19 protein-coding genes and 1 riboswitch are annotated in these 20549 nt (G+C 68.1%); of the genes, 7 read left to right on the top strand and 12 right to left on the bottom strand.

Features of this window, described 5'->3' with window-relative positions; genetic code table 11:
- The first annotated feature begins 28 nt into the window (after positions 1-28).
- Entirely contained in the window at positions 29-1297 is a 1269-nt protein-coding gene (locus tag A5651_RS22355) for an HNH endonuclease signature motif containing protein (protein ID WP_066986203.1), read from the top strand.
- 15 nt (positions 1298-1312) lie between these two features.
- Here the strand turns inward: A5651_RS22355 and A5651_RS22350 are convergent, their stop codons facing one another.
- The 9 genes from A5651_RS22350 to thiO all read right to left on the bottom strand — a co-directional run bounded on the left by A5651_RS22350 (position 1313) and on the right by thiO (position 10149).
- Positions 1313-2596 carry an acyl-CoA dehydrogenase family protein gene (locus tag A5651_RS22350; protein ID WP_066986200.1) on the bottom strand — a complete coding sequence of 428 codons (1284 nt, stop codon included), beginning with the start codon at positions 2594-2596 and terminating at the stop codon, positions 1313-1315.
- A 30-nt stretch (positions 2597-2626) separates the two neighbouring features.
- Positions 2627-4081, bottom strand: coding sequence for a M20/M25/M40 family metallo-hydrolase (locus A5651_RS22345; RefSeq protein WP_066986197.1), 1455 nt, complete (start codon positions 4079-4081; stop codon positions 2627-2629).
- On the bottom strand, positions 4081-5598 hold the full coding sequence (locus tag A5651_RS22340) for a M28 family metallopeptidase (protein WP_066986194.1): 1518 nt from the start codon (positions 5596-5598) through the stop codon (positions 4081-4083). The genes A5651_RS22345 and A5651_RS22340 overlap by 1 nt, the downstream gene beginning before the upstream one ends.
- A 49-nt stretch (positions 5599-5647) precedes the next feature.
- Positions 5648-6367 (bottom strand): ABC transporter permease, encoded by a 720-nt coding sequence (locus A5651_RS22335; RefSeq protein WP_066986616.1) that lies wholly within the window; start codon positions 6365-6367, stop codon positions 5648-5650.
- A gap of 68 nt (positions 6368-6435) precedes the next feature.
- The gene (locus tag A5651_RS22330) at positions 6436-7338 is read right to left on the bottom strand and encodes an ABC transporter ATP-binding protein (protein WP_066986614.1); all 903 of its coding nucleotides are present in this window, start codon (positions 7336-7338) and stop codon (positions 6436-6438) included.
- A gap of 13 nt (positions 7339-7351) precedes the next feature.
- Complete coding sequence (locus A5651_RS22325; protein WP_066986191.1) at positions 7352-8137, bottom strand: SGNH/GDSL hydrolase family protein; 786 nt, start codon at positions 8135-8137, stop codon at positions 7352-7354.
- Entirely contained in the window at positions 8134-8892 is a 759-nt protein-coding gene (locus A5651_RS22320) for a thiazole synthase (protein WP_066986188.1), read from the bottom strand. Before A5651_RS22320 ends, A5651_RS22325 begins: the two co-directional genes overlap by 4 nt.
- Positions 8885-9082 (bottom strand): sulfur carrier protein ThiS, encoded by a 198-nt coding sequence (thiS, locus tag A5651_RS22315; protein WP_066986185.1) that lies wholly within the window; start codon positions 9080-9082, stop codon positions 8885-8887. The genes A5651_RS22320 and thiS overlap by 8 nt, the downstream gene beginning before the upstream one ends.
- Positions 9079-10149, bottom strand: a complete 1071-nt coding sequence (thiO, locus tag A5651_RS22310; RefSeq protein ID WP_066986183.1) for a glycine oxidase ThiO — start codon at positions 10147-10149, stop codon at positions 9079-9081. The genes thiS and thiO overlap by 4 nt, the downstream gene beginning before the upstream one ends.
- A riboswitch (TPP riboswitch) is annotated at positions 10142-10271 on the bottom strand. It overlaps the preceding gene by 8 nt.
- A 17-nt stretch (positions 10272-10288) precedes the next feature.
- Here thiO and thiE point away from each other — a divergent pair.
- On the top strand, positions 10289-10969 hold the full coding sequence (gene thiE, locus A5651_RS22305) for a thiamine phosphate synthase (protein ID WP_066986180.1): 681 nt from the start codon (positions 10289-10291) through the stop codon (positions 10967-10969).
- Here the strand turns inward: thiE and A5651_RS22300 are convergent.
- The gene (locus tag A5651_RS22300) at positions 10941-11444 is read right to left on the bottom strand and encodes an NUDIX hydrolase (protein WP_066986177.1); all 504 of its coding nucleotides are present in this window, start codon (positions 11442-11444) and stop codon (positions 10941-10943) included. The genes thiE and A5651_RS22300 overlap by 29 nt on opposite strands.
- Positions 11445-11591: 147 nt before the next feature.
- On the opposite strand from A5651_RS22300, the gene glnX reads away from it, so the two are divergent.
- The 5 genes from glnX to A5651_RS22275 all read left to right on the top strand — a co-directional run bounded on the left by glnX (position 11592) and on the right by A5651_RS22275 (position 17366).
- Positions 11592-12911, top strand: a complete 1320-nt coding sequence (glnX, locus tag A5651_RS22295; RefSeq protein WP_066986175.1) for a protein kinase G-activating protein GlnX — start codon at positions 11592-11594, stop codon at positions 12909-12911.
- Complete coding sequence (locus A5651_RS22290; protein WP_082943917.1) at positions 12911-13888, top strand: glutamate ABC transporter substrate-binding protein; 978 nt, start codon at positions 12911-12913, stop codon at positions 13886-13888. The genes glnX and A5651_RS22290 overlap by 1 nt, the downstream gene beginning before the upstream one ends.
- On the top strand, positions 13888-16173 hold the full coding sequence (locus A5651_RS22285) for a serine/threonine-protein kinase PknG (RefSeq protein WP_066986173.1): 2286 nt from the start codon (positions 13888-13890) through the stop codon (positions 16171-16173). The genes A5651_RS22290 and A5651_RS22285 overlap by 1 nt, the downstream gene beginning before the upstream one ends.
- A gap of 139 nt (positions 16174-16312) precedes the next feature.
- Positions 16313-17149 (top strand): hypothetical protein, encoded by an 837-nt coding sequence (locus tag A5651_RS22280; protein WP_066986608.1) that lies wholly within the window; start codon positions 16313-16315, stop codon positions 17147-17149.
- A 25-nt stretch (positions 17150-17174) separates the two neighbouring features.
- Complete coding sequence (locus A5651_RS22275) at positions 17175-17366, top strand: hypothetical protein (RefSeq protein WP_066986171.1); 192 nt, start codon at positions 17175-17177, stop codon at positions 17364-17366.
- Here the strand turns inward: A5651_RS22275 and A5651_RS22270 are convergent.
- Together A5651_RS22270 and pta are read right to left on the bottom strand one after the other, a co-directional pair.
- Positions 17347-18489: an acetate kinase gene (locus tag A5651_RS22270; RefSeq protein WP_066986169.1), complete on the bottom strand. Its 1143-nt coding sequence runs from the start codon at positions 18487-18489 to the stop codon at positions 17347-17349. The two genes, A5651_RS22275 and A5651_RS22270, sit on opposite strands and share 20 nt — an antisense overlap.
- Positions 18486-20549 (bottom strand): phosphate acetyltransferase, encoded by a 2064-nt coding sequence (gene pta / locus A5651_RS22265; RefSeq protein ID WP_066986167.1) that lies wholly within the window; start codon positions 20547-20549, stop codon positions 18486-18488. Before pta ends, A5651_RS22270 begins: the two co-directional genes overlap by 4 nt.

Here is a 20549-nt window from a genome sequence, read left to right as displayed (position 1 = left end):
TGTCGTACCCCGCTGTCATGATGGTGTTATGTCTTTGGTTGCAGCTCCGCTCACGGTTGATGACCGGTTGGAGGTGTTGTTCGAGGAGTTGGCGGAGTTGACCGGCCAGCGCAATGCGATCGATGCGCGCATTGTGCAGATCGTGGCCGAGATCGACGGCGATGGGTTGTGGGGTGGCACCGGTGCGCGCTCGATCGCCGCCTTGGTGGCATGGAAGACGGGTACCTCACCGACCAACGCCAACACGATCGCCACGGTCGCCGACCGGCTGGCGGAGTTCCCCCGCTGCGCGCAGGGCATGGCCGAGGGGTGGCTGTCGCTGGATCAGGTCGGGGTGATCGCCGCACGAGCCGGCGACGGGTCGGATACCCATTATGCGGAGTTGGCGCGCCACGCCTCGGTCACCCAGCTGCGCACCGCGGTCAGGCTGGAGCCGCGTGTGGAACCGGACCGCCGGCCCGACCCGCAACCGTTGGTTGCCAAGACTTTCAGCGATGATCAGTACACCTGTTGGCGGATCAAACTGCCCACTCTGGAGGCCGCGACGTTCGAAGCGGCGCTGAATTCCCATCGCGACGGGCTGATCGCGCAATGGAAACGCGACCACACCACCGACAGGGGCACTGACACCGACACGGGCACCGGTCCTGGGTCAGGGTTGTGGCCGGCGATACCCGGTGCCGCCGAGGCGTTCCTGAGTCTGGTCGAAGCGGGGTGGGACGCCGAGGCCTCGCGCCGACCCCACGATCACCACACCACGGTCGTCGTGCACGTCGATGTCGACAAGCCAATCGGGTCGCTGCATCTGGGTCCGCTGCTGAGCGACGCCGACCGGCGCTATGTCACCTGTGATGCCACCTGCGAGGTGTGGTTCGAGCGGGCCGGGCAACCCATCGGCGCCGGGCGCACAACGCGGGTGATCAACCGGCGACTGCGCCGTGCCCTCGAGCACCGCCACCCCACCTGTGCGGTGCCGGGGTGCGGGGCCACCCGCGGTCTGCACGCCCACCACTTGCGGCACTGGGAAGACGGCGGCCCCACCGAGTTGAACAACTTGGTGCTGCTGTGCCCGTTTCACCACCGGCTGCACCATCGCGGCGACATCACCATCACCGGACCCGCCGATAACCTGAGCGTCACCGACAGCGACGGCCAACCCCTCGACCCCGGATCCCTGGCACGCCCACCGACCAAACCCCCACCCGCCGTCGCCCCCTGCCACGGCTCCAGCGGCGAACGCGCCCAATGGTGGTGGTATGACCCCTTCGAACCCCAACCCCCACCGACGAACAACTGACAACCGCCTCAACTTCTAGCGCCGGTTACGGAAGTACTTCTTGTAGGCCTCGGCAGAAGCACGCAGTTCTGGGTCGGCATCGAACTTGGCCTCAAACTTCTCCCACGCCGCGGCCCGCTTGGCGGGCAGATACTCCGTGGGCCAGTACGGATGCTGCTGCGGCGAGTACTCGCGCAGCACACGCCGGGCGACGGTGGCCTTGTGTACCTCGTCGGCGCCGTCGGCCAGGCCCATCGTCGGCGCGCCGGCATACATCGCCTGCAGCGGCGTGAGGTCGGTAGTCCCGAGCGAACCGAGGATGTGCAGCGCGTTGAACGACACATCGCGCAGCACCTTGGCCATCGTGAACTTCACCGTCGCGATGTCCGTGCGCGCTTCCTTGGTGCTGGAATTGTCGATTTTCCAAGCAGTTTCGAGCACCAGCAGCCGCAGCATGCGGATGGCCGCGTACGAGTCAGCGATCTTCTCCTGCACCATCTGGTGCTCGGCGATCACCTTTCCGTGCGACTCCCGCGACAGCGCCCGCTCGCACATCATGTCGAACGCGAGCTTGCACTGCGCGATCGTGCGCATAGCGTGGTGAATCCGCCCGCCACCAAGCCGGCGCTGCGCCAATGTCTTCGCGCCATCCTCCGGCCCGAGCAGATGGTCGAGCGGCACACGAACGTCTCGGTAGATGATGTGGTTGTGGTTGCGGGGCTCCGGCTGGATCTCCACCCCCGGCGTCGTTCGCGGCACCACGAACATGCCGTTGGTGCACATGACGAACAGGATGTCGGCGACGCGGCCCGCGGAGGTGAACCACTTCTCGCCGTTGATAACCCACTCATCACCGTCGCGCACGGCGTGGGTCTTGAACAGGTTCGGGTCGGATCCGCCCTGCGGTTCGGTCATCGAGTACGCCGAGAAGATGTCCTGGTTCAGTAGCGGCTTCAGCCACCGCTCCTTTTGCTCCTCGGTACCGAATGCGGCGAGCATCTCGATGTTGCCGGTGTCGGGCGCCGCGGCCCCGAACATCTGTGGCGCGCCTTGGTAGCGGCCGATGATCTCGTTCAGCAATGCGAGCTTGAGCTGACCAAAACCGGGCCCGCCGAGATCAGCGTCGAGGAACAGCGCCCACAGCCCCTGGTCCTTGATCTGCTGCTGCAGCCCGCGGACGTACGCCTTCACCTTGGGGTCGGGTGAGCGGACCGCATACGGGAAGACGAACTCGAGCGGCTCGACTTCCTCCTTACAGAACTCCTCGACCCAGTCGAGTTTCTTCTGGAAATCTGGATCGGTCGAAAAGTCCCACGCCATGTCTTCCTATTCTGCCCCACCCGGATAGCGCTAGGGTGCGCGCCGGTGCCGCTGGTCGCGGGGTGGCACACCGTTTGCGCTCTCGATCGACTGCGCATAGGTGCCGACGGCGAACGCGACGCTGGGACCTGTCACCGCCAGCGCGTCACGGTTGACGTTGTCGACGGTGTCACCGGCCAGATGGTAGTTGCGGTCGAATGCGACTCCAGCCGTGCCGCCCCAGAGCCGCGCCTGCAGCTCGGTCTTCCGTTGCGCCCCACCGGTTGTCACGCCGCCGATCGGTACGCCCGCGGTGAGAAACGAACTGTAATCGCTGACCTTGCCCAGCGGCATATCCGCTGGCCGGACGCCGGCCAGGTTGAGGTAGCCGGCCAGCGTCCGCTCGATGCCCGCCGAGCCAGTCGGCACCGTGTCCGCCGGGACGGCCGGGTTGGCCTGACCGGACTGGTCGCCGTCGTAGGTGAAGTAGCCGGCGTTGGGTGAACCCAGCATGTCGAAGTTGAGGTATAGCGCGATGTCGTCCAGGTGGTCGCGGTCCAGCCCCGCAACGTATTTCGTCGACCCGGCGAGGCTGGCCTCCTCCGACCCCCAGAACGCGAAGCGCACGGCGTTGCTGACCTGCGGCTGAGATCCGAGCGCCGCAGCCGTCTCAAGCAGCGCCGCGATGCCGGTGCCGTCGTCGTTGATGCCGGGACTCGCGGCCACGGTGTCCAGATGCGCCCCCGCCATCACCACATTGCGGGTATCACCGGTCTTGGTCTGCGCCACAACATTTCGCGACTTCACCATTTGGGCCGTGGCGTCGAGCGTGAGCAGTACCGGCGCGCTGGTGCGACGCAGGGCGGCGTCGGCGTCGGCGTCGATCACCGCGACCGGCACCTTCAACGCCCGGTAGTAGCCCGTCGGGAGCAGGCCGCGCGGGCTACCGTCGGGGCCGGGCTTGCTCACGATGATGAGGCCGCGAGCTCCCTGCGCGACGGCGACGTTCTGCTTGTCGACAATCGAGCAACCGGTGTCGTCGACGACCGCGATCGCGTTGGTCATCCGCTGCGCGTAGTCCGCGGCCGAACAGCCGTCCGGGTTGTCCGGGCGCAGCGTGACCGCCCGCAGACCGCCTCTGGGCGTGGAGGTCAGCAGCGACGCCTGGTCGACGGGGAAGGCGCGGCCCGACACCGTCAGTGTCGGCTTGCCCGGCGATGGCTGCCCGAGGTGTTCGTACTCGGGCGTCTGCACGTCGAAGCCCTTGTCCCGCAGAGTTTTCGCGACGTAGTCGACGGTGGCGTCGTAGCCGGGCGTGCCTTCGGCACGGGAGTGATTGTTGGCGTCGGCGATCTCCTGCAGCTTGCGCAGGTGTGCGTACATGCCGTCGACGCCGACCTTCCCTGCGAGATCGCGCCCGAGGTCTTTCGGCGGTTGCGGCGCCGACGAGCACCCGGCGAGCAATGCGGCGACGAGGGTCACCGCGCCGAGGAGCGGCCTGGACATCATGACTCGGTCAGGATGTGGCGGGTGCGGTCGTCGCGGATCGGAACGCCGTTGCGGCCCCGCTGATCCTGGGCGTAGATGCCGACCACATAGGCGACGCCGCCGCCGTGGATCTCCAGCGCGTTGCTGTTGATCTGGTCGAGGGTGTCGGTCTTCTTGTGGTAGTTCGGGTCGAACGGCTCGTCGGCTCGTCCGTTCCACAGGTCGGCTTGCTCACGGGTCATCTTGTCCTCCGCTCCCGAGAACAGGCCGCCCGCAGGGACACCCGCCTTGGTGAAGCCGTCGTAGTCCGAGCGCCCTTCGAACGAGGTGTCCTGCGCCGTCTTGCCTGCGTCCGACAGATACGTGACGAAGTTGCGTTCGATTCCCGCCGACCCTTCGGGCACACGCGGGGTGGCCTCGCGAGGATTCGGCGGCGCCGACTGGTCGCCGTCATAGGTGAAGTAGCCCGGGTTCGGTGAGCCGAGCATGTCGAAGTTGAGGTACAGCGCGATGTCCTTGAGCTGATCGACGCTCAGCGACTGCACATAGTTGTTCGAGCCCTTCAGCCCGAGTTCCTCGGCGCCCCAGAAGCCGAACCGCACGGCGTTCTGCACCGGTGGCGCCGGGCCCATTTGCAGAGCGGTTTCCAGTGTCGCGGCCACACCCGATCCGTTGTCGTTGATGCCGGGCCCCTCCGGCACGCTGTCGAGATGCGCGCCGACCATCACCACGTCGGCGGTGGAGCCGGTCCGCGTCTGGGCGATGACGTTGCGGGTCTTCTCGACGCGCACACCGGCCTTCAATTTGAGCGTCGTCGGGCCCGGCCTGGCACGCAGCCGCTCCCCTAAATCCTTGGTGACGCTGACGACGGGGATCTTGGGTCTGAAGGTCTCGCCGAGCGTGCCGCCCATCTCGTCGCCTTCTTCGTTATTGGCGACGATCAGCGCCAGCGCGCCGCGCTCGGCGGCCGCCGACTGTTTCTCCGAGAACGGGCAGCTGCCGCGGTCCACCAGCACCACCGCGCCCTGCACCGGCAGGCCGTCGTAGTCCGCCGCGGTGCAGCCCGGGGTGTCCTCGGCGCGCGCAGCCACGAGCGGTCCTGACACGCCCTCGTCGGGCGTGCCGATGGTGAACTGCAGCGGCTTGGCCTCGAGCCTGGCGCCGCCGACGGTCAGCTCAGGATCTTCGGCAAAGGGCAGCCGCACCTCGAACTCGGGCGTCTGCACGTCGAATCCCTTGTCGCGCAGGGCGTTGGCTACGTAGTCGACGCTGGCGTCGTATCCGGCGGTGCCCAGCGCGCGGTTGCCGCCGTGGGCGTCGGCGATCTCCTGCAGTTTCGTCAGGTGCGCCATCATCGCGTCGACCTTGACGCGGTTCCGTAGTGCCACAGCGTAATCCGTGGCCGCACCCGATGCCGCGGGGGACGAGGGCGGCTTGGCCGCCTCCTTGGCGGGCCTGCCGCCACAGCCGCCGAGCGTCGCCACGACGCCCACCACGACGAGCACGGCGGCAACCCTTCGCAATGTGCGCCCCATCGGTCCCACGTTAGCGTTCCCTTCGCCTGGACTGCCGCTCGCCTTCGGGTCACGCGTCGCGTCGGTTGACGGTGACCAGCGCCGCAACGAAGACCACCGCCGACACCGCCGCGAAATAGACGATCGAGCCCAGCTCGCCCCACGGCATCGCGTACTCCGGGTAAAGCCATTGCACGCCTGTGAACCTGAACGCGTTGCCGAACGGCAGGTACGGGCCGATGTCGGGGCCGATGTTGGGCATGTTGCCCAGCAACGGTTCGACGACCAATGGCCACAGCAACAGCAGCGCAACGGCGCCCGCCGAGGCCCGGATCAACGCGCCGACGCCGACGGCGAGCACCGCCGCGAGCATCGCATACAGCGCGATCGCCCCAACCAAACGCCAGTTGCGGGGGTCGGACTGCGCGACCACGATCGCCGCCATCACCATGACGGCGGCATATGCGCCGGAGAAGACCGCCGCCACAACGGCTTTCGCCGCCAGCACCAGGCTGCGGTCGGGCACCGCCATGAACGTGGTGCGAATCATGCCGCTGCGGTACTCGTTGGTCACGCTGAGCGCCGACAGGATCATCAGCACCGGGATCCCGAACACAGCGACGCCCATCGCGGCCTTCTCGCCCTCCAGGGGCCCCGGCCCGTAGGCCGTCGACGCCTGCAGCGCGGCCAGGCCGATGCTGAGCACCGCCACCGCGATGACCGACCACAGCGACGAGCGCAGGCTCGACAGCTTGATGCGTTCGGCGTTGAGCACCGCGGCGGTGTTCATGTGGCCGCCCGCGGCCGTGTTCATGTGGCCGCCCGCGGCCGTGTTCATGTGGCCGCCCGCGGCCGTGTTCATGTGGCCGCCCGGTACTCGACGGCGTCCTCGGTGAGCTTCATGTAGGCGTCTTCCAGCGACTCCTGTTGTGATGCCAACTCGTGAAGCGTGATGCCGTTGCGGGCGGCCAGCTCGCCGACCACCTCGGCTGCCGCGCCCCGCACCACCAGCGCCGCGGCGCCGACGTCGTCGGCGACCTCGATGGCCGCCTCGGTGAGGACCTCCCGCAGCCGGTCCAGTTGCGGGCTGCGCACCCGCACGCTGACGGCTCGGCCGACGAAGTCGGTGACGGTCGTCGACGCCATCAGCTTGCCGCGGCCGATCACCACCAACCGGTCGGCGGTGGCCGACATCTCGGCCAGCAGATGACTGGACACGAACACCGTGCGCCCATCCGCGGCCAGCGTGCGCATCAGCGTACGCACCCAGCGGATGCCTTCGGGGTCCAGGCCGTTGACCGGCTCGTCGAACAGCAGCACCGGCGGGTCGCCGAGCAGCGCGGCCGCGATTCCGAGCCGCTGGCTCATGCCCAGCGACAGCGTGCCGGCCTTCTTGGCCGCCACCGCGGTCAACCCGACCATCTCGAGCACCTCGTCGACCCGGCTTTCGGGCAGCCGGTGCGTCGCGGCGATCCAGCGCAGGTGCGCGCGCGCCGACCGGTTCGGGTGGGTTTGCTTGGCGTCCAGCAGCGCCCCGACGTGGCGCAACGGGTCGACGAGCTCTCGGTAGGGCTTGCCGTCGATGGTCGCCACGCCCGACGTCGGGCGGTCCAGCCCGAGGATCATCCGCATCGTGGTGGTCTTGCCCGCGCCGTTCGGCCCGAGGAAACCCGTCACCACTCCCGGCTCGATGGTGCAGGTCAGGTCATCGACTGCGCGGGTCCGGCCAAATACCTTGGTAAGCCCGACCAATTCGATCATCGACCCCATACTGTCACGCGGGTGAGGCGAGCATCTCGACGATGAGGTCGGAGACCGCGCGCATGCCCGCCGCATTGGGATGCACCGGCGCGGGCCGGCCGGGCAGCAGGGGAAGGCCGAACCTCGTCGGCTTGGTGGTCCACGGCTCGGCCGACCACGCGTGGTGGTCGCGGCTGGCCTCGGCGGCCTGAACGAGGCCGCATCCGCTTTCCGCGGCGGCCTCGGCGGTCAACCGTTCGAGCGTTGCGGCGACCCGGCGGCCCAGGGCCGCGTCGGCACCGGACAGCGGCGAGGCGTCCTGTCCGGCGGGCGGCAACAGCGTCAGGTAGTCGACGAACAACACCCGCGCATGCGGTGCCCGCTGCCGGACCGTGCGCCCGACCGTCTTCAGTGACTCGCCAACCTGGACAAGCGCTCGGTCACGGGCGGTCGGGTCGAGCAACTCGCGTACTACGCCACCGACCACCGGCAGCCTGCGCACCGCGGCGGGCATGCCCGCGGCCGTCAGCAGCGGGACGTAGCCGACGTCGTTGCCGCCGATGGTGACCGTGACCAGCGCCTCGCTGCCGTCGAGCGCGTCGACCTGCGGCGGCTCACCGTTCTGCCGGTCGCTCAGCACGTGCGCCGTGGTGGCACGGGAGTACGTCACATCGACGAGATCCAGCCCTAGCCGTCGCGCCACCAGATGCGGGTAATTGACCGCAGACCGCCCGGCCGGCAGAGGCGCGGACGCGTCCCGCGGCCGGATGCCGGGCCCGGCAGCCATCGAACTGCCCAGCGCGACATAGCGTTTCGTCATAGAGGCGGGCTGGAGGGCTGCGCCCAGAACCGTTTCGGGATGCGGCCGGCCTGACGGGCGAGACGGCCGGCGGTGACGGCGGCGGCCATCGCGGCGGCCATCACCGGCGGATCGGCGGCCCTGGTCACCGCGCTGGCCAGAAGCACTGCGTCGCAACCCAATTCCATCGCCTGCGCGGCGTCGCTGGCGGTGCCGATGCCCGCGTCGAGGATGACGGGCACACCGGCCTGCTCGACGATCATCTCGATGTTGTGCGGGTTGGCGATGCCAAGACCGGTGCCGATCGGCGAGCCGAGCGGCATCACCGCTGCACAGCCGGTGTCCTCGAGCCGACGAGCCAGCACCGGGTCGTCGTTGGTGTAGGGCAGCACGACGAACCCGTCGTCGACCAATTGCTCTGCGGCGCGGACCAATTCGACGGCATCAGGCAGCAGGGTGCGCTCGTCGGCGATCACCTCGAGCTTGACCCAATGGGTCTGCAGCGCCTCGCGCGCCAGCTGCGCCGTCAGCACCGCCTCGGCCGCGCCGCGGCATCCCGCGGTGTTGGGTAGCGGCGTGATGTTCAGCTTGTTCAGCAGGCCGAGCACGCCGGTGCCGCCGTCGGCGTCCACCCGGCGCATCGCGACCGTCGTCAATTCGGTGCCGGACGCGACGAGTGCCTCCTCGAGGACCGCGAGGTTGGCTGCGCCGCCGGTGCCGAGGATCAGCCGCGACCCGAACTCGCGGCCGGCGATGGTCAGTTTGGAGTCAGCCACCTTGCACCGCCGTCACCACTTCGAGCTTGGCGCCGTCGGTCAACCTGCTCTGCCACTGCGAGCGGGGCAGCACCGAGAAGTCCAGCGCGACCGCGATGCCCTTCTCCGGAAAGCCCAGCTGCGCAAGCAGTCCCGCGACCGTGGTCGAATCGGCCACTTCCACGTCCTCATCGTTGACGATGACTTTCATCGAACCTCCAACAGGTCGGCGTCCGGCAGCGGGGCGCCGTTGAGTTCACCCGCAATCGCCTCGGCGGTCCACGGCGCCAGCAGAAAGCCGGACCGGCCGTGGCCCGCGGCCACCAGCGTGCGGTCGTCGAGGCGGCCGACGATGGGCAGGTTGTCGGGTGTCATCGGCCGCAAGCCCGCAGCGCACTCGGCGAGTTGGTATTCGCCGAGTGCGGGCACCACCGCGCACGCGTCGTCGAGCAGCTCGCGAACCCCGGTTACCGTCGGCGCGGTGTCGCGGCCGTGCTCATACTGGGTGGCGCCGACCACCACGCCGTCGGGACGCGGCACCAGATAGACCTGGCGGCCGTGGATGCGGGCCCGAATTACCCTCCGCGGCACCGGCATACAGCCGCGGCGCCACCGCAGCCGCAACACCTCACCCTTGACGGGGCGGATCGGCAGGCCCGGCCACAGCGTCGGCGCGTCGATACCGTTGGCGATCACCCGCACGTCGGAGTCCACCGTCGCCAGGTCGTGCACCGGCGGCGCCCACGCCACGCCGAGCCGTTCGCAGTGCGCGGCCAGCGCCAAGACCACCGCGCGGTTGTCCACGGCGAGCTCCGTCTCGGCCAGCAAGCCGTGCCGGATCCCCTGCGCGAGGAGGGGCTCGATATCGCGTGCCGTGGTGGTGGCCTTCACCGGATGGCCCTGCGCGGCAAGCCAGTCCCCGACGGTCTTGAGGTCGGCGACGTCAGCGCGGTCGACGGCCACGACCAGCGATTCACGGGCGGTGATCACGCTGTCCGGAAGCCCCGCCATGAAATCGTCGCGTCCCCCCCGATGCCACATAGCCAGCGACGCGAGGCCCAGCCGCAGCAGCCGCTCCTCGCGCGGCCAGCCCTCGCTGTGCGGGGCGAGCATGCCGCCCGCCACCCACGACGCGCATGGCCTTTCCTGTGCTTCCTGCGTGCGCGGGTCGGCGGCCCGGTGCACCCGCACCGACCAGCCATCCAACGCTGCGCGCCGCGCGACCGACAGGCCGATCACGCCGCCGCCGATGACGGCGAGTGTTGCCCGCGATCCCATGAGTTTCCCTCCCTTCGCCGGCATGACCCGGATCAGGTTCGACGGTAAGGGCAGGGGAAAACCCAGGTGAAAACCGCTGTGCCCACTCTCAGCCCGCTCTCCGGGCTCCCGTGTCGAGGTCCCACATTACTCTCGCGGTGTGCCGCAACAGCGTGATCTCGCTGCTCGCCTATCTGAAGCGCAGCTGTACCTGTGCACCGACGCCCGTCGCGGCCTCGGCGATCTCGCCGAGTTCGCCGAGGCCGCACTGGCGGGCGGCGTCGACATCATCCAGCTGCGCGATAAAGGCTCGCCGGGCGAGCAGCGGTTCGGGCCGCTAGAGGCCCGCGACGAACTCGCCGCGCTCGAGGTGCTGGCCGACGCCGCACGCCGTCACCATGCGCTGCTGGCTGTCAACGACCGCGCCGACATCGCCCGCGGGGCTGTCGCCGACGTCCTGCATCTCGGCCAGGACGATCTGCCGCTGGCCGTGGCGCGCGACATCGTCGGGGCCCAGACGCTGATCGGCCGGTCGACCCACGACCGCGACCAGGCCGCGGCGGCGGTCGCCGAACCCGTGGACTACTTCTGCGTCGGACCCTGCTGGCCCACGCCGACGAAGCCGGGCCGGCCCGCACCCGGCCTCGAGCTTGTCCGGTCCGTGGCCGAGTTCGGCACGGACAAGCCGTGGTTCGCGATCGGCGGCATCGACGAGCAGCGCTTGACCGAGGTGCTCGACGCGGGCGCGCGTCGCGTCGTCGTGGTACGCGCCATCACGACCGCCGACGATCCGGAAGCGGCGGCGCGGCGGCTCAAAGCTCGGCTTGCAGCAGCGGAATAGTCGCCGCAACGGCGCGAACCCGCGCCCAGCTGGCGGCGAAACCGGGATGCAGCGGCAGGGCGTCGACGTCGTCCTCGGGCACCCACCGCAACTCGGCGCTTTCCATGTTCGGCACGGTCGCCAGCTGCTCGAACGCGTCGGCGATTACCGTCGTATAGGTCCAGCGGGTTCCGCTGGAACCCGAGATCTCGGCGGTGACGACGGCGGCACGCACCACCAGCCGTTCGGTGGCAAGGCCAGCCTCCTCATACGCCTCGCGGACGGCGGCCTCTTCGGGCGTCTCGTGGCTGTCGCGCGCCCCGCCGGGCAGTCCCCAGGTGCCGCCCTGATGGCTCCACGGGGCGCGATGCTGCAGGAGGACGGCGGCCGCGCCGTCGGCGTGGGGCGCCCGCAGCAGCAGCCCCGCCGCGCCGTGCCTGCCCCAGTACGCCGCGCCGCTGTCGGAGATCACCCAGCCGTCACCGTCGCCACGCACGCATTCAGCTTAGGGAACACTCGCCGGGCCAGTGGGGGTCGAATGCCCGCACGTCACTCGGATAACTCTTAGAATTTGTTTATACAGTTCGCAAGTAGGTCGGAACAGCAGGCGGAAAGTAGCGAAAAGAATGAGGTTCGCGCACCGGTGACTGTGGAGCTGGCGCACCCGTCGACCGAGCCGCTCGCCTCGCGCTCGCCGACCACCCCGGCCCACCCACGGTGGTGGTTTCTGTGGACGACACCCGGCCGCATCCTGACCATCGGCGTCGTGCTGTCGGCTCTGGTGATCGCCAGCGCGTTCGCCAGCTCGACCACCGTCAACGACCGGCAGCAGGCACTGACGACCGTCCTCGACCACACCGAGCCGCTGGCGTTCGCGGCAGGCCAGCTCTACACCACGCTGTCGGTCGCCGATGCCGCCGCGGCGACGGCGTTCATCGCAGGCTCCGAACCGCGCGATGTCCGGCAGCGCTACGAGCAGGCGATCACCGACGCCGCCAGCGCCGTCACGCGGGCGTCCAGCGGGCTGACCGAGGAGCCGCTGATCCAGCTGCTGGGCCGCATCAACGCCAACCTCGCGATGTACACCGGGCTGGTGGAGACCGCCCGCACCAACAACCGGGCGGGCAATCCCGTCGGCTCGTCGTATCTGTCCGAGGCGTCGTCGCTGATGCAGCAGACGATCCTGCCCGACGCGCAACGACTCTACGAGGAGACCTCGGCGCGGGTCGACAAGGAGACGACGGCGTCGACGCACATACCGGCCCCGGTGATCCTGGTGGTGCTGGCGACGCTGCTGTTCGGCGTGTTCGCCAACCGCTGGCTGGCCCGCCGCACGCGCCGGCGTGTCAACATCGGCTTCGTCGCCGGCGGGATGGCCGTGTTGATCATGCTGATCTGGGTGTTCACGACGCTGGTCATCTCGACGATCGACAGCCGCAGCGCCAAGAACACCGCCGCGGAGTCGCTGAAGACCGTCACCAACCTGGCGATCACCGCGCAGCAGGCGCGGGCCGACGAGACGCTGTCGTTGATCCGGCGCGGCGACGAAAGCGTCCGCAAGCAGTCCTACTACCAGCGCATCGACACCATGCAGCAGCAGCTCTCCGACTACCTCGGCCGCGAAGACGCGATCGACAAGAGCGACCTGTCCGATGCCGAACAGCTGCTGCGTCGCTGGCGCGCCGCCGACGACCGGATCAGCTCCTACATCGCGGTCGGCAACTACCAGGCCGCCACACAGGTGGCGCTCGGCCGCAGCGAGGACGATTCGACGCCCTCCTTCGATCGGCTCGATGAGGCGCTGAACAAGGGCATCGCCGAAAGCCGCGAGCAGTTGCGCAGCGACATCCTCAACGCCAAGCGGGTGCTGTCGGGTGCGACGGTCGGCGCGGCGGTGCTGTCTGTCGTCGCGGCGATTGCGGTGGCGCTGGGACTGTGGCCACGATTGAGCGAGTACAGGTGATGGGTGTGCAGCGGGCCTGGGTCGTGGTCGTCACCGTGGTCGCCGTGGCGGCCGCGCTGGTTGCGTGCGGCCGCGCCGAGAGCGTGGCGCCGACGCCGACGCTCACGCTCGCCCCGCCCTCGCCGGCAGGCATGCAGGAGCTACCGCCGAAACTCGTGCCCGTGCCCAAGGACACCGACGACGAGTGCGACGTAACCGCGAGCCTGCGGCCGTTCCCGACGCGGGCGCAGGCCGAGGATGCCGTCGAGAAGATCAAGGCCCGCGGACGGTTGATCGTCGGGCTGGACATCGGCAGCAACCTGTTCAGCTTCCGCGACCCGATCACCGGGGAGATCACCGGATTCGACGTCGACATCGCCGGCGAGGTGGCGCGCGACATCTTCGGCACCCCGTCGCAGGTCGAGTACCGCATCCTGACCTCAGCCGACCGCATGACCGCACTGCAGAACGATCAGGTCGACATCGTCGTCAAGACCATGAGCATCACGTGCGAACGCAGGAAGCTGGTCAACTTCTCGACGGTGTATCTGATTGCCCACCAACGCATTCTCGCTCCGCGCGACTCTCCGATCTCGCGGGCGAGCGATCTGTCGGGCAGGCGGGTGTGCGCAGTGACGGGCACGACGAGCCAGCAGCGGATCCAGGAGATCAGCCCGTCGCCGATCGTCATCGAGGTGGTGACGTGGGCCGACTGCCTGGTGGCGTTGCAGCAGCGTCAGGTCGACGCGGTCAGCACCGACGACTCGATCCTCGCCGGGCTGGTGGCGCAGGACCCGTACCTGCACATCGTCGGGCCAAGCATGAACGAAGAGCCCTACGGAATCGGCATCAACCGGGACAACACCGGGCTGGTCCGGTTCGTGAACGGCACGCTGGAACGCATCCGCAACGACGGAACCTGGAGCACGCTGTACCGCAAGTGGTTATCGGTGCTCGGTCCGCCACCGGCTCCCCCCGTCCCGAGGTACTCGGACTGATGTCGACAGCTTCCGAGAACCCAGACGACTTCGAGGGTCCGGGCACTCAACCCGCGAGCCTCGACGAACTCGACATGGACTCCATGTCGACGATGCGGCCGATGGCCACCCAGGCCGTCTTCCGTCCACACCTCGACGACTCCGATGCCGTCTCGGTGGGCACCGCCGAGACCGAGCCCGAGGACGGGTCGTCGCTGACACGCGCGTTGTCGCCGACGCGGCGGCTCGGCGGCGGCCTGGTCGAGATCCCGCGGGTGCGCGAGATCGACCCGCTGTCGGCGTTGATGACCAACCCCGTTGTGGCCGAGGCGAAGCGGTTCTGCTGGAACTGCGGCAAACCCGTCGGCCGGTCATCGTCGGACGGCCGGGCGCTGTCGGAGGGCTGGTGCCCGCACTGCGGCAGCCCGTATTCCTTCCTGCCGCAACTGGTGGCCGGCGACATGGTGGCCGACCAGTACGAGATCAAGGGCTGCATCGCCCACGGCGGGCTCGGTTGGGTATACCTGGCGTTCGACCACAACGTCAACGAACGACCGGTGGTGCTCAAAGGCCTGGTGCATTCCGGCGACGCCGAGGCGCAGAAGATCGCGATGGCCGAGCGGCAGTTCCTCGCCGAGGTGACGCACCCCGGAATCGTCAAGATCTACAACTTCGTCGAGCATCCCGACCAGCACGGCAACCCCGTCGGCTACATCGTGATGGAGTACGTCGGCGGAAAGTCGCTCAAGCAGGCCAGGACCAAGAAGCTGCCAGTCGCCGAGGCCATCGGCTACATGCTCGAGATCCTGCCCGCACTGGGGTACCTACATTCGAACGGGCTGGCCTACAACGACCTCAAACCCGAGAACATCATGATCACCGAGGAGCAGCTCAAGCTCATCGACCTCGGCGCGGTGTCGCGGATCAACTCGTTCGGATACCTGTACGGCACACCGGGTTACCAGGCGCCCGAGATCGTGCGCACGGGACCGACGGTGGCCACCGACATCTACACCGTCGGCCGCACCCTGGCGGCGCTCACGCTGAACCTGCGCACCTACAAGGGCCGCTTCGTCGACGGCCTGCCCGAGGACGATCCGGTGCTGACCGAATACGACTCGTTCGGCCGGTTGCTGCGCCGGGCCATTGATCCCGATCCGCGCCGCAGGTTCGTCAGCGCCGACGAGATGGCCGGCCAGCTGCTCGGCGTGCTGCGCGAGGTCGTCGCCCAGGACACCGGCACGCCGCGGCCGGGTCTGTCGACCGTGTTCAGCCCGACGCGGTCGACGTTCGGAATCGATCTGCTCGTCGCCCACACCGACGTGTATCTCGACGGACAGGTGCACTCGGAGAAGCTGACGGCCCAGGAGATCGTCAGGGCGCTGCCGGTGCCCCTTGTCGATCCGACCGATGTCGGCGCCCCGGTGCTGTCGGCAAGCGTGCTGAGCCAGCCGGTGCAGACGCTGGACCAGCTGCGCGCGGCGCGGCACGGTGCACTGGACTCTGAGGGCATCGACCTGTCGGAATCGGTGGAGCTGCCGCTGATGGAAGTGCGCGCCCTGCTCGATCTCGGCGACGTCGCCAAGGCCACCCGCAAGCTCGACGACCTGGCCGGCCGGGTGGGCTGGAAAGCATCCCCCCGCGAGGTGTCACATCAATGGCGGCTAACTTGGTTCCGCGCTGTATCGGAGATGCTGACCGCCGACCTTGCCTCGGCCGCAAAGCATTTCAAGGAGGTGCTGAACACCCTGCCCGGTGAGCTGGCGCCCAAGTTGGCGTTGGCGGCGACGGCCGAACTGGCCGGTGACGCCGACGAGCGCAAGTTCTACAACACGGTGTGGTCCACCGACAACGGCATCATCTCGGCGGGCTTCGGCCTGGCGCGCGCGCAGTCGGCGGCCGGTGACCGCGACGCCGCCGTCAAGACGCTGGACCGGGTGCCCGCCACCTCACGCCACTTCACCACGGCACGGCTGACCAGCGCGGTGACGCTGCTGTCGGGCCGGTCGATGAACGAGATCACCGAGCAGCACATCCGAGACGCCGCCCGGCGCGTGGAGGCGCTGCCCGACTCCGAGCCGCGGGTGCTGCAGATCCGGGCGCTGGTACTGGGCACCGCGATGGACTGGCTGGCCGACAACACCGCCAGCACAAACCACATCCTCGGGTTCCCGTTCACCGAACACGGCCTGCAATTGGGCGTGGAGGCGTCGCTGCGCGGGCTGGCACGGGTGGCGCCGACGCAAGCGCACCGCTATGCGCTGGTCGATCTCGCCAACAGCGTGCGACCGACCAGCACGTTCTAGACTCGCCGCCGTGAAGAGCGGCGATAGTGCAACCATGGCGCTGAATGTGTATCAGCGTCGGGATTGTGGATGAATTCCCGCCCTGGACGCACACTCGATCAAACGTGTCGGCTTGCGGGATCACTGTTCGCCTATGGACATGCCCTTCATCGGCAGCGAAGCCTTGGCCAGCGGATCTCTGAACCGCCACCAGCTGCGAACGCGATTCACTGCGCTCTGCCCCGACGTGTACTTCTCGAGCCAAGCTTCACCGGTGCTCCGCGACCGGATCACCGCGGCGTGGCTGTGGTCACGGCGCACCGGAGTGGTGGCCGGTCTGTCGGCCGCCGCACTGCACGGGGCGAAGTGGATCGCAGACGACGCGCCGGTCGAGCTGGTCTGCAGCAATCCTCGGCCGCCGCACGGCGTAATCACGCGACGTTGCCGACTTCTCACCGGCGAGTCCCAGCTCGTGTCCGGGCTACCCGTGACGACCGCGGCGCGCACTGCGTTCGACGTCGGCCGTCAAGGCCGGGTGGACAAGACGGTCGCCCGAATCGACGCGCTGATGCAGGCGACGAACGTCACCGTCGCGGAGATCACCGAGCTCGCGGCACGGCATCCCGGGGTGCGTGGATTTCGGCAGCTCGAAGTCGTGCTCGAGCTCGCCGACAGCGGTTCTCAGAGCCCGCGCGAGACATCATTGCGGCTCTTGCTGATGCGCAACGGGTTCCCAAGGCCGCAAACACAAATACCCGTACTGGCCCAGGACGGGCGGCCGCTGGCGTACCTCGACATGGGCTGGCCCGAGCTCATGGTCGCCGTGGAGTACGACGGCGACCACCATCGCAGCGACCGGCGGCAATATGTGAGTGACATTCGGCGTTACGAGCTCTTGGAGAAGATGGGCTGGATCGTGGTGCGGGTCGTCGCCGAGGACCATCCGGCTGACATCCTGCGACGGGTGCGCGATGCCGTCGCGGTCAGGCGATCGTGAGCCGGACCTCCGTACACTCACCCGTGTGGAGACGTTCAAGCGCTACCTGATGTTTCAGGGAATGATGTTCGTCTTCGGGATCGTCGGGCCGATCTTTCTGATCGGTTACTTCGCGTCGCAGCCGGATCCGTCACTGAAGTGGATGTACTGGTGGGGTCTGGTCATCACGTTCATCGATATCTTGATCGCGCTCGAGCTCACGAAGAGCTCGAAATAACCGACGCGCACGCGCGTGCGATGGCGAGCTCTTCGTCGGTCGGAACAACCAGCACCGTGATCCGCGACGTGTCGGCGGAGATGCGACGAGCGTTTCGGTCGTCGCTTTCGTTGCGTTGCTCGTCGACCTCGATGCCCAGCGTCGTCAGGCCGGCCAGCGCGTCGCGGCGCACCGCCGCGTCGTTCTCGCCAACGCCGGCGGTGAACGTGATGACGTCAGTGCTGCCGAGCAGCGCGAGGTAGGCGCCGATGTATTTGCGCAGCCGGTGGATGTAGACGTCGTAGGCCAATTGCGCTGCCGCATTGCCCGATTCGATGCGCTGGTGCAGCACGCGGAAGTCGATTTCACCGCCGAGGCCGCGGACACCGGAGCGCTTGTTGAGCATGGTCTCGATGTCGTCGACGCTCATATGGGCGGTGCGAGACAGATACGTGATGACGCCGGGATCGACGTCGCCGCCGCGGGTGCCCATTACCAGGCCCTCCAGCGGGGTTAGCCCCATCGACGTGTCGACGGGCTTACCTCCCGCGATCGCCGACGCTGATGCACCGTTGCCCAGGTGCAGCACGATCTGGTTCAGCGAATCCAGCGGACGGTCGAGGAAAGCCGCGACCTGCTGGCTGACGAACTCGTGCGATGTCCCGTGGAAGCCGTAGCGTCGAATCTGCCACCGCTGCGCCACATCCCGGTCGATCGCATACGTCGCCGCGGCGGCGGGCAGGTCGTGGAAGAACGCCGTATCGAATACCGCCACGTGCGGCAGGTCGGGCAGCGCTTCGCGGGCGACCTTGATGCCGAGCAGGGCGGGCGGGTTGTGCAGAGGCGCCAGCGGCGAGAGCTCTTCGAGCTTGGCGATCAGTGCGTCGTCGACCAGCGTCGGCTCGTAGAGGTCAGGGCCGCCGTGCACGACGCGGTGGCCGACCGCCATCAGCCCGAGGCTGTCGAGCGGCCGGCCCGATTTGGCGAGTTGTCTGAACGCCTGCTGCAACGCCTGTGCATGGTCGCCGACCGGTCCGTCGCCGATGCGCTCGACGATCCCGTCGGCGACCATTTCTCCTGAGTCTGGCTCCACAACAGCGTATTTCAGCGACGATGAGCCTGAGTTGATGACGAGGACGGTCATCGCTGACCCTGTGCCTGGATGGCGGTGATCGCCACGGTGTTGACGATGTCTTCGATGAGCGCACCGCGCGACAGGTCGTTGACGGGTTTCTTCAACCCCTGCAGCACCGGGCCGATGGCGATGGCGCCGGCACTGCGCTGGACGGCCTTATAGGTGTTGTTGCCGGTGTTGAGGTCGGGGAAGATCAGCACGGTCGCCCTGCCCGCGACCAGCGAATCGGGCATCTTGGCAGCCGCCGTGGTCGGGTCGACGGCAGCGTCGTACTGGATGGGCCCGTCGACCAGCAGATCCGGTTCACGTTCGCGCACGAGTTCCGTTGCCGCCCTGACCTTGTCGACATCGGCGCCGGTGCCAGACGTACCGGTCGAATAGGACAGCATGGCCACCCGCGGGTCGATACCGAACTGCGCAGCCGTACGCGCCGATGAGATCGCGATGTCGGCCAGCTGCTCCGACGTCGGGTCCGGCACGATCGCGCAGTCGCCGTAGGCCAGCACGCGATCGGAGAGGCACATCAGGAAGATGCTCGACACGGTGGTGATGCCGGGTTCGGTCTTGATGATCTCGAACGCGGGGCGCACGGTGTGCGCGGTCGTGTGCATCGCACCGGAGACCATGCCGTCGACCATGCCGTTGTACACCAGCATGGTGCCGAAGTAGGACATGTCGTGGATGATCTCGCGGCCCTGCTCGACGGTGATGCCCTTGTGCTTGCGCAGCTCGGCGTACTGCTCGGCGAACTGGTCACACAGTTCGCTGGTCTTCGGGTTCAGCACCGTGGCCGCCGACAGGTCGACGCCGAGTTCTGCTGAGCGGGATCGGATCTGCGGCTCATCACCGAGAATGGTCAGCTCCGCGACGTTGCGTTGCAGCAGCCGGCCGGCCGCCTTCAAGATCCGGTCGTCCTCGCCTTCCGGCAGCACGATGTGTTTGCGGTCGCCGCGTGCCCGGTCGAGCAATTGGTAGGTGAACATCTGCGGTGTGACGACCGTGGGGATCGGAATCGCCAACTGCGCCAAGAGATCTGTGGTGTCGACGTGGGCATCCATCAGCTCGATGGCGGTGTCGATCTTGCGCTGCGACGTCACGGTGACGCGGCCCCGGGTGGCGGCGACCTTGCTGGCCGTCTCGAACGTGCCGAGGTCCGTTGCGATGATCGGCAGCCGCTGATTGAGTCCACTCACCAGCTTGCCGATCGACGGGTGCAGCTCCAACCCACCGTTGAGGATGATGCACGACAGCGACGGAAAACCTTCTGCCGCATGCGCACTCACCACTGCGAGCACGACATCGGAGCGGTCGCCCGGCGTAACGACCGCGACGCCGTCGGTGAGACGTTCGAGCACGTGCTCGGCCGTCATGCCCGCTACCAGCACGCCCATCACCTCACGCCGGAGCAGCTCTTCGTCGCCGCTGACCTGAGTGCCACCAACGGCAGCTAGGAGGTCGCCGACGGCCGGTGCGACCAGCAGCGGCTCCTCGGGAATCACATAGGATTTCGGCTCGAAGCGCTTCAATGCATCGGCGACCTCGGTCATCTGCACCGGGTCACACCGGTTGGCAACCACGGCGGCGGTGTGCGCGTGCTGGCCGGAGATTTCGATCAGGCACAGCTCGACCACCTGGGCCACCTCGGTGGGCGTACGGTCTTTCGCCTTGACCGCCAGCACCACCGGCGCCCCGAGGTTGGCGGCGATGCGGGCATTGGTGTCCAGCTCGCTGGGCGTTGTCACGTCGGTGTAGTCGCTGCCGACGATCACCACGGCGTCGCACTGGTCAGCCACCTCGTGGTAGCGGTCGACGATATCCGCGATGGCCGCGTCCGGATCGTCGTGCAGTTGCTGGTAGCTGACCCCGACGCATTGGTCGTAGCTCAGGCCCGCGGTGGTGTGGTTCAGCAGCAGATCCAGGATGTAATCGCGGTCTTCACCCAACCTGGTGATCGGCCGGAACACCCCCACCCTGGCGACGGTGGCCGTCAGCCGGTGCAGGATGCCGAGCGCGATTGTCGACTTGCCGGTATCGCCCTCTGGCGAAGCTATGTAGATCGCGCTGGGCAC

The sequence above is a fragment of the Mycobacterium sp. 1274761.0 genome, from assembly GCF_001668615.1.
GTDB lineage: Bacteria > Actinomycetota > Actinomycetes > Mycobacteriales > Mycobacteriaceae > Mycobacterium.
This window is presented reverse-complemented; position numbering and strand designations above follow the sequence as displayed.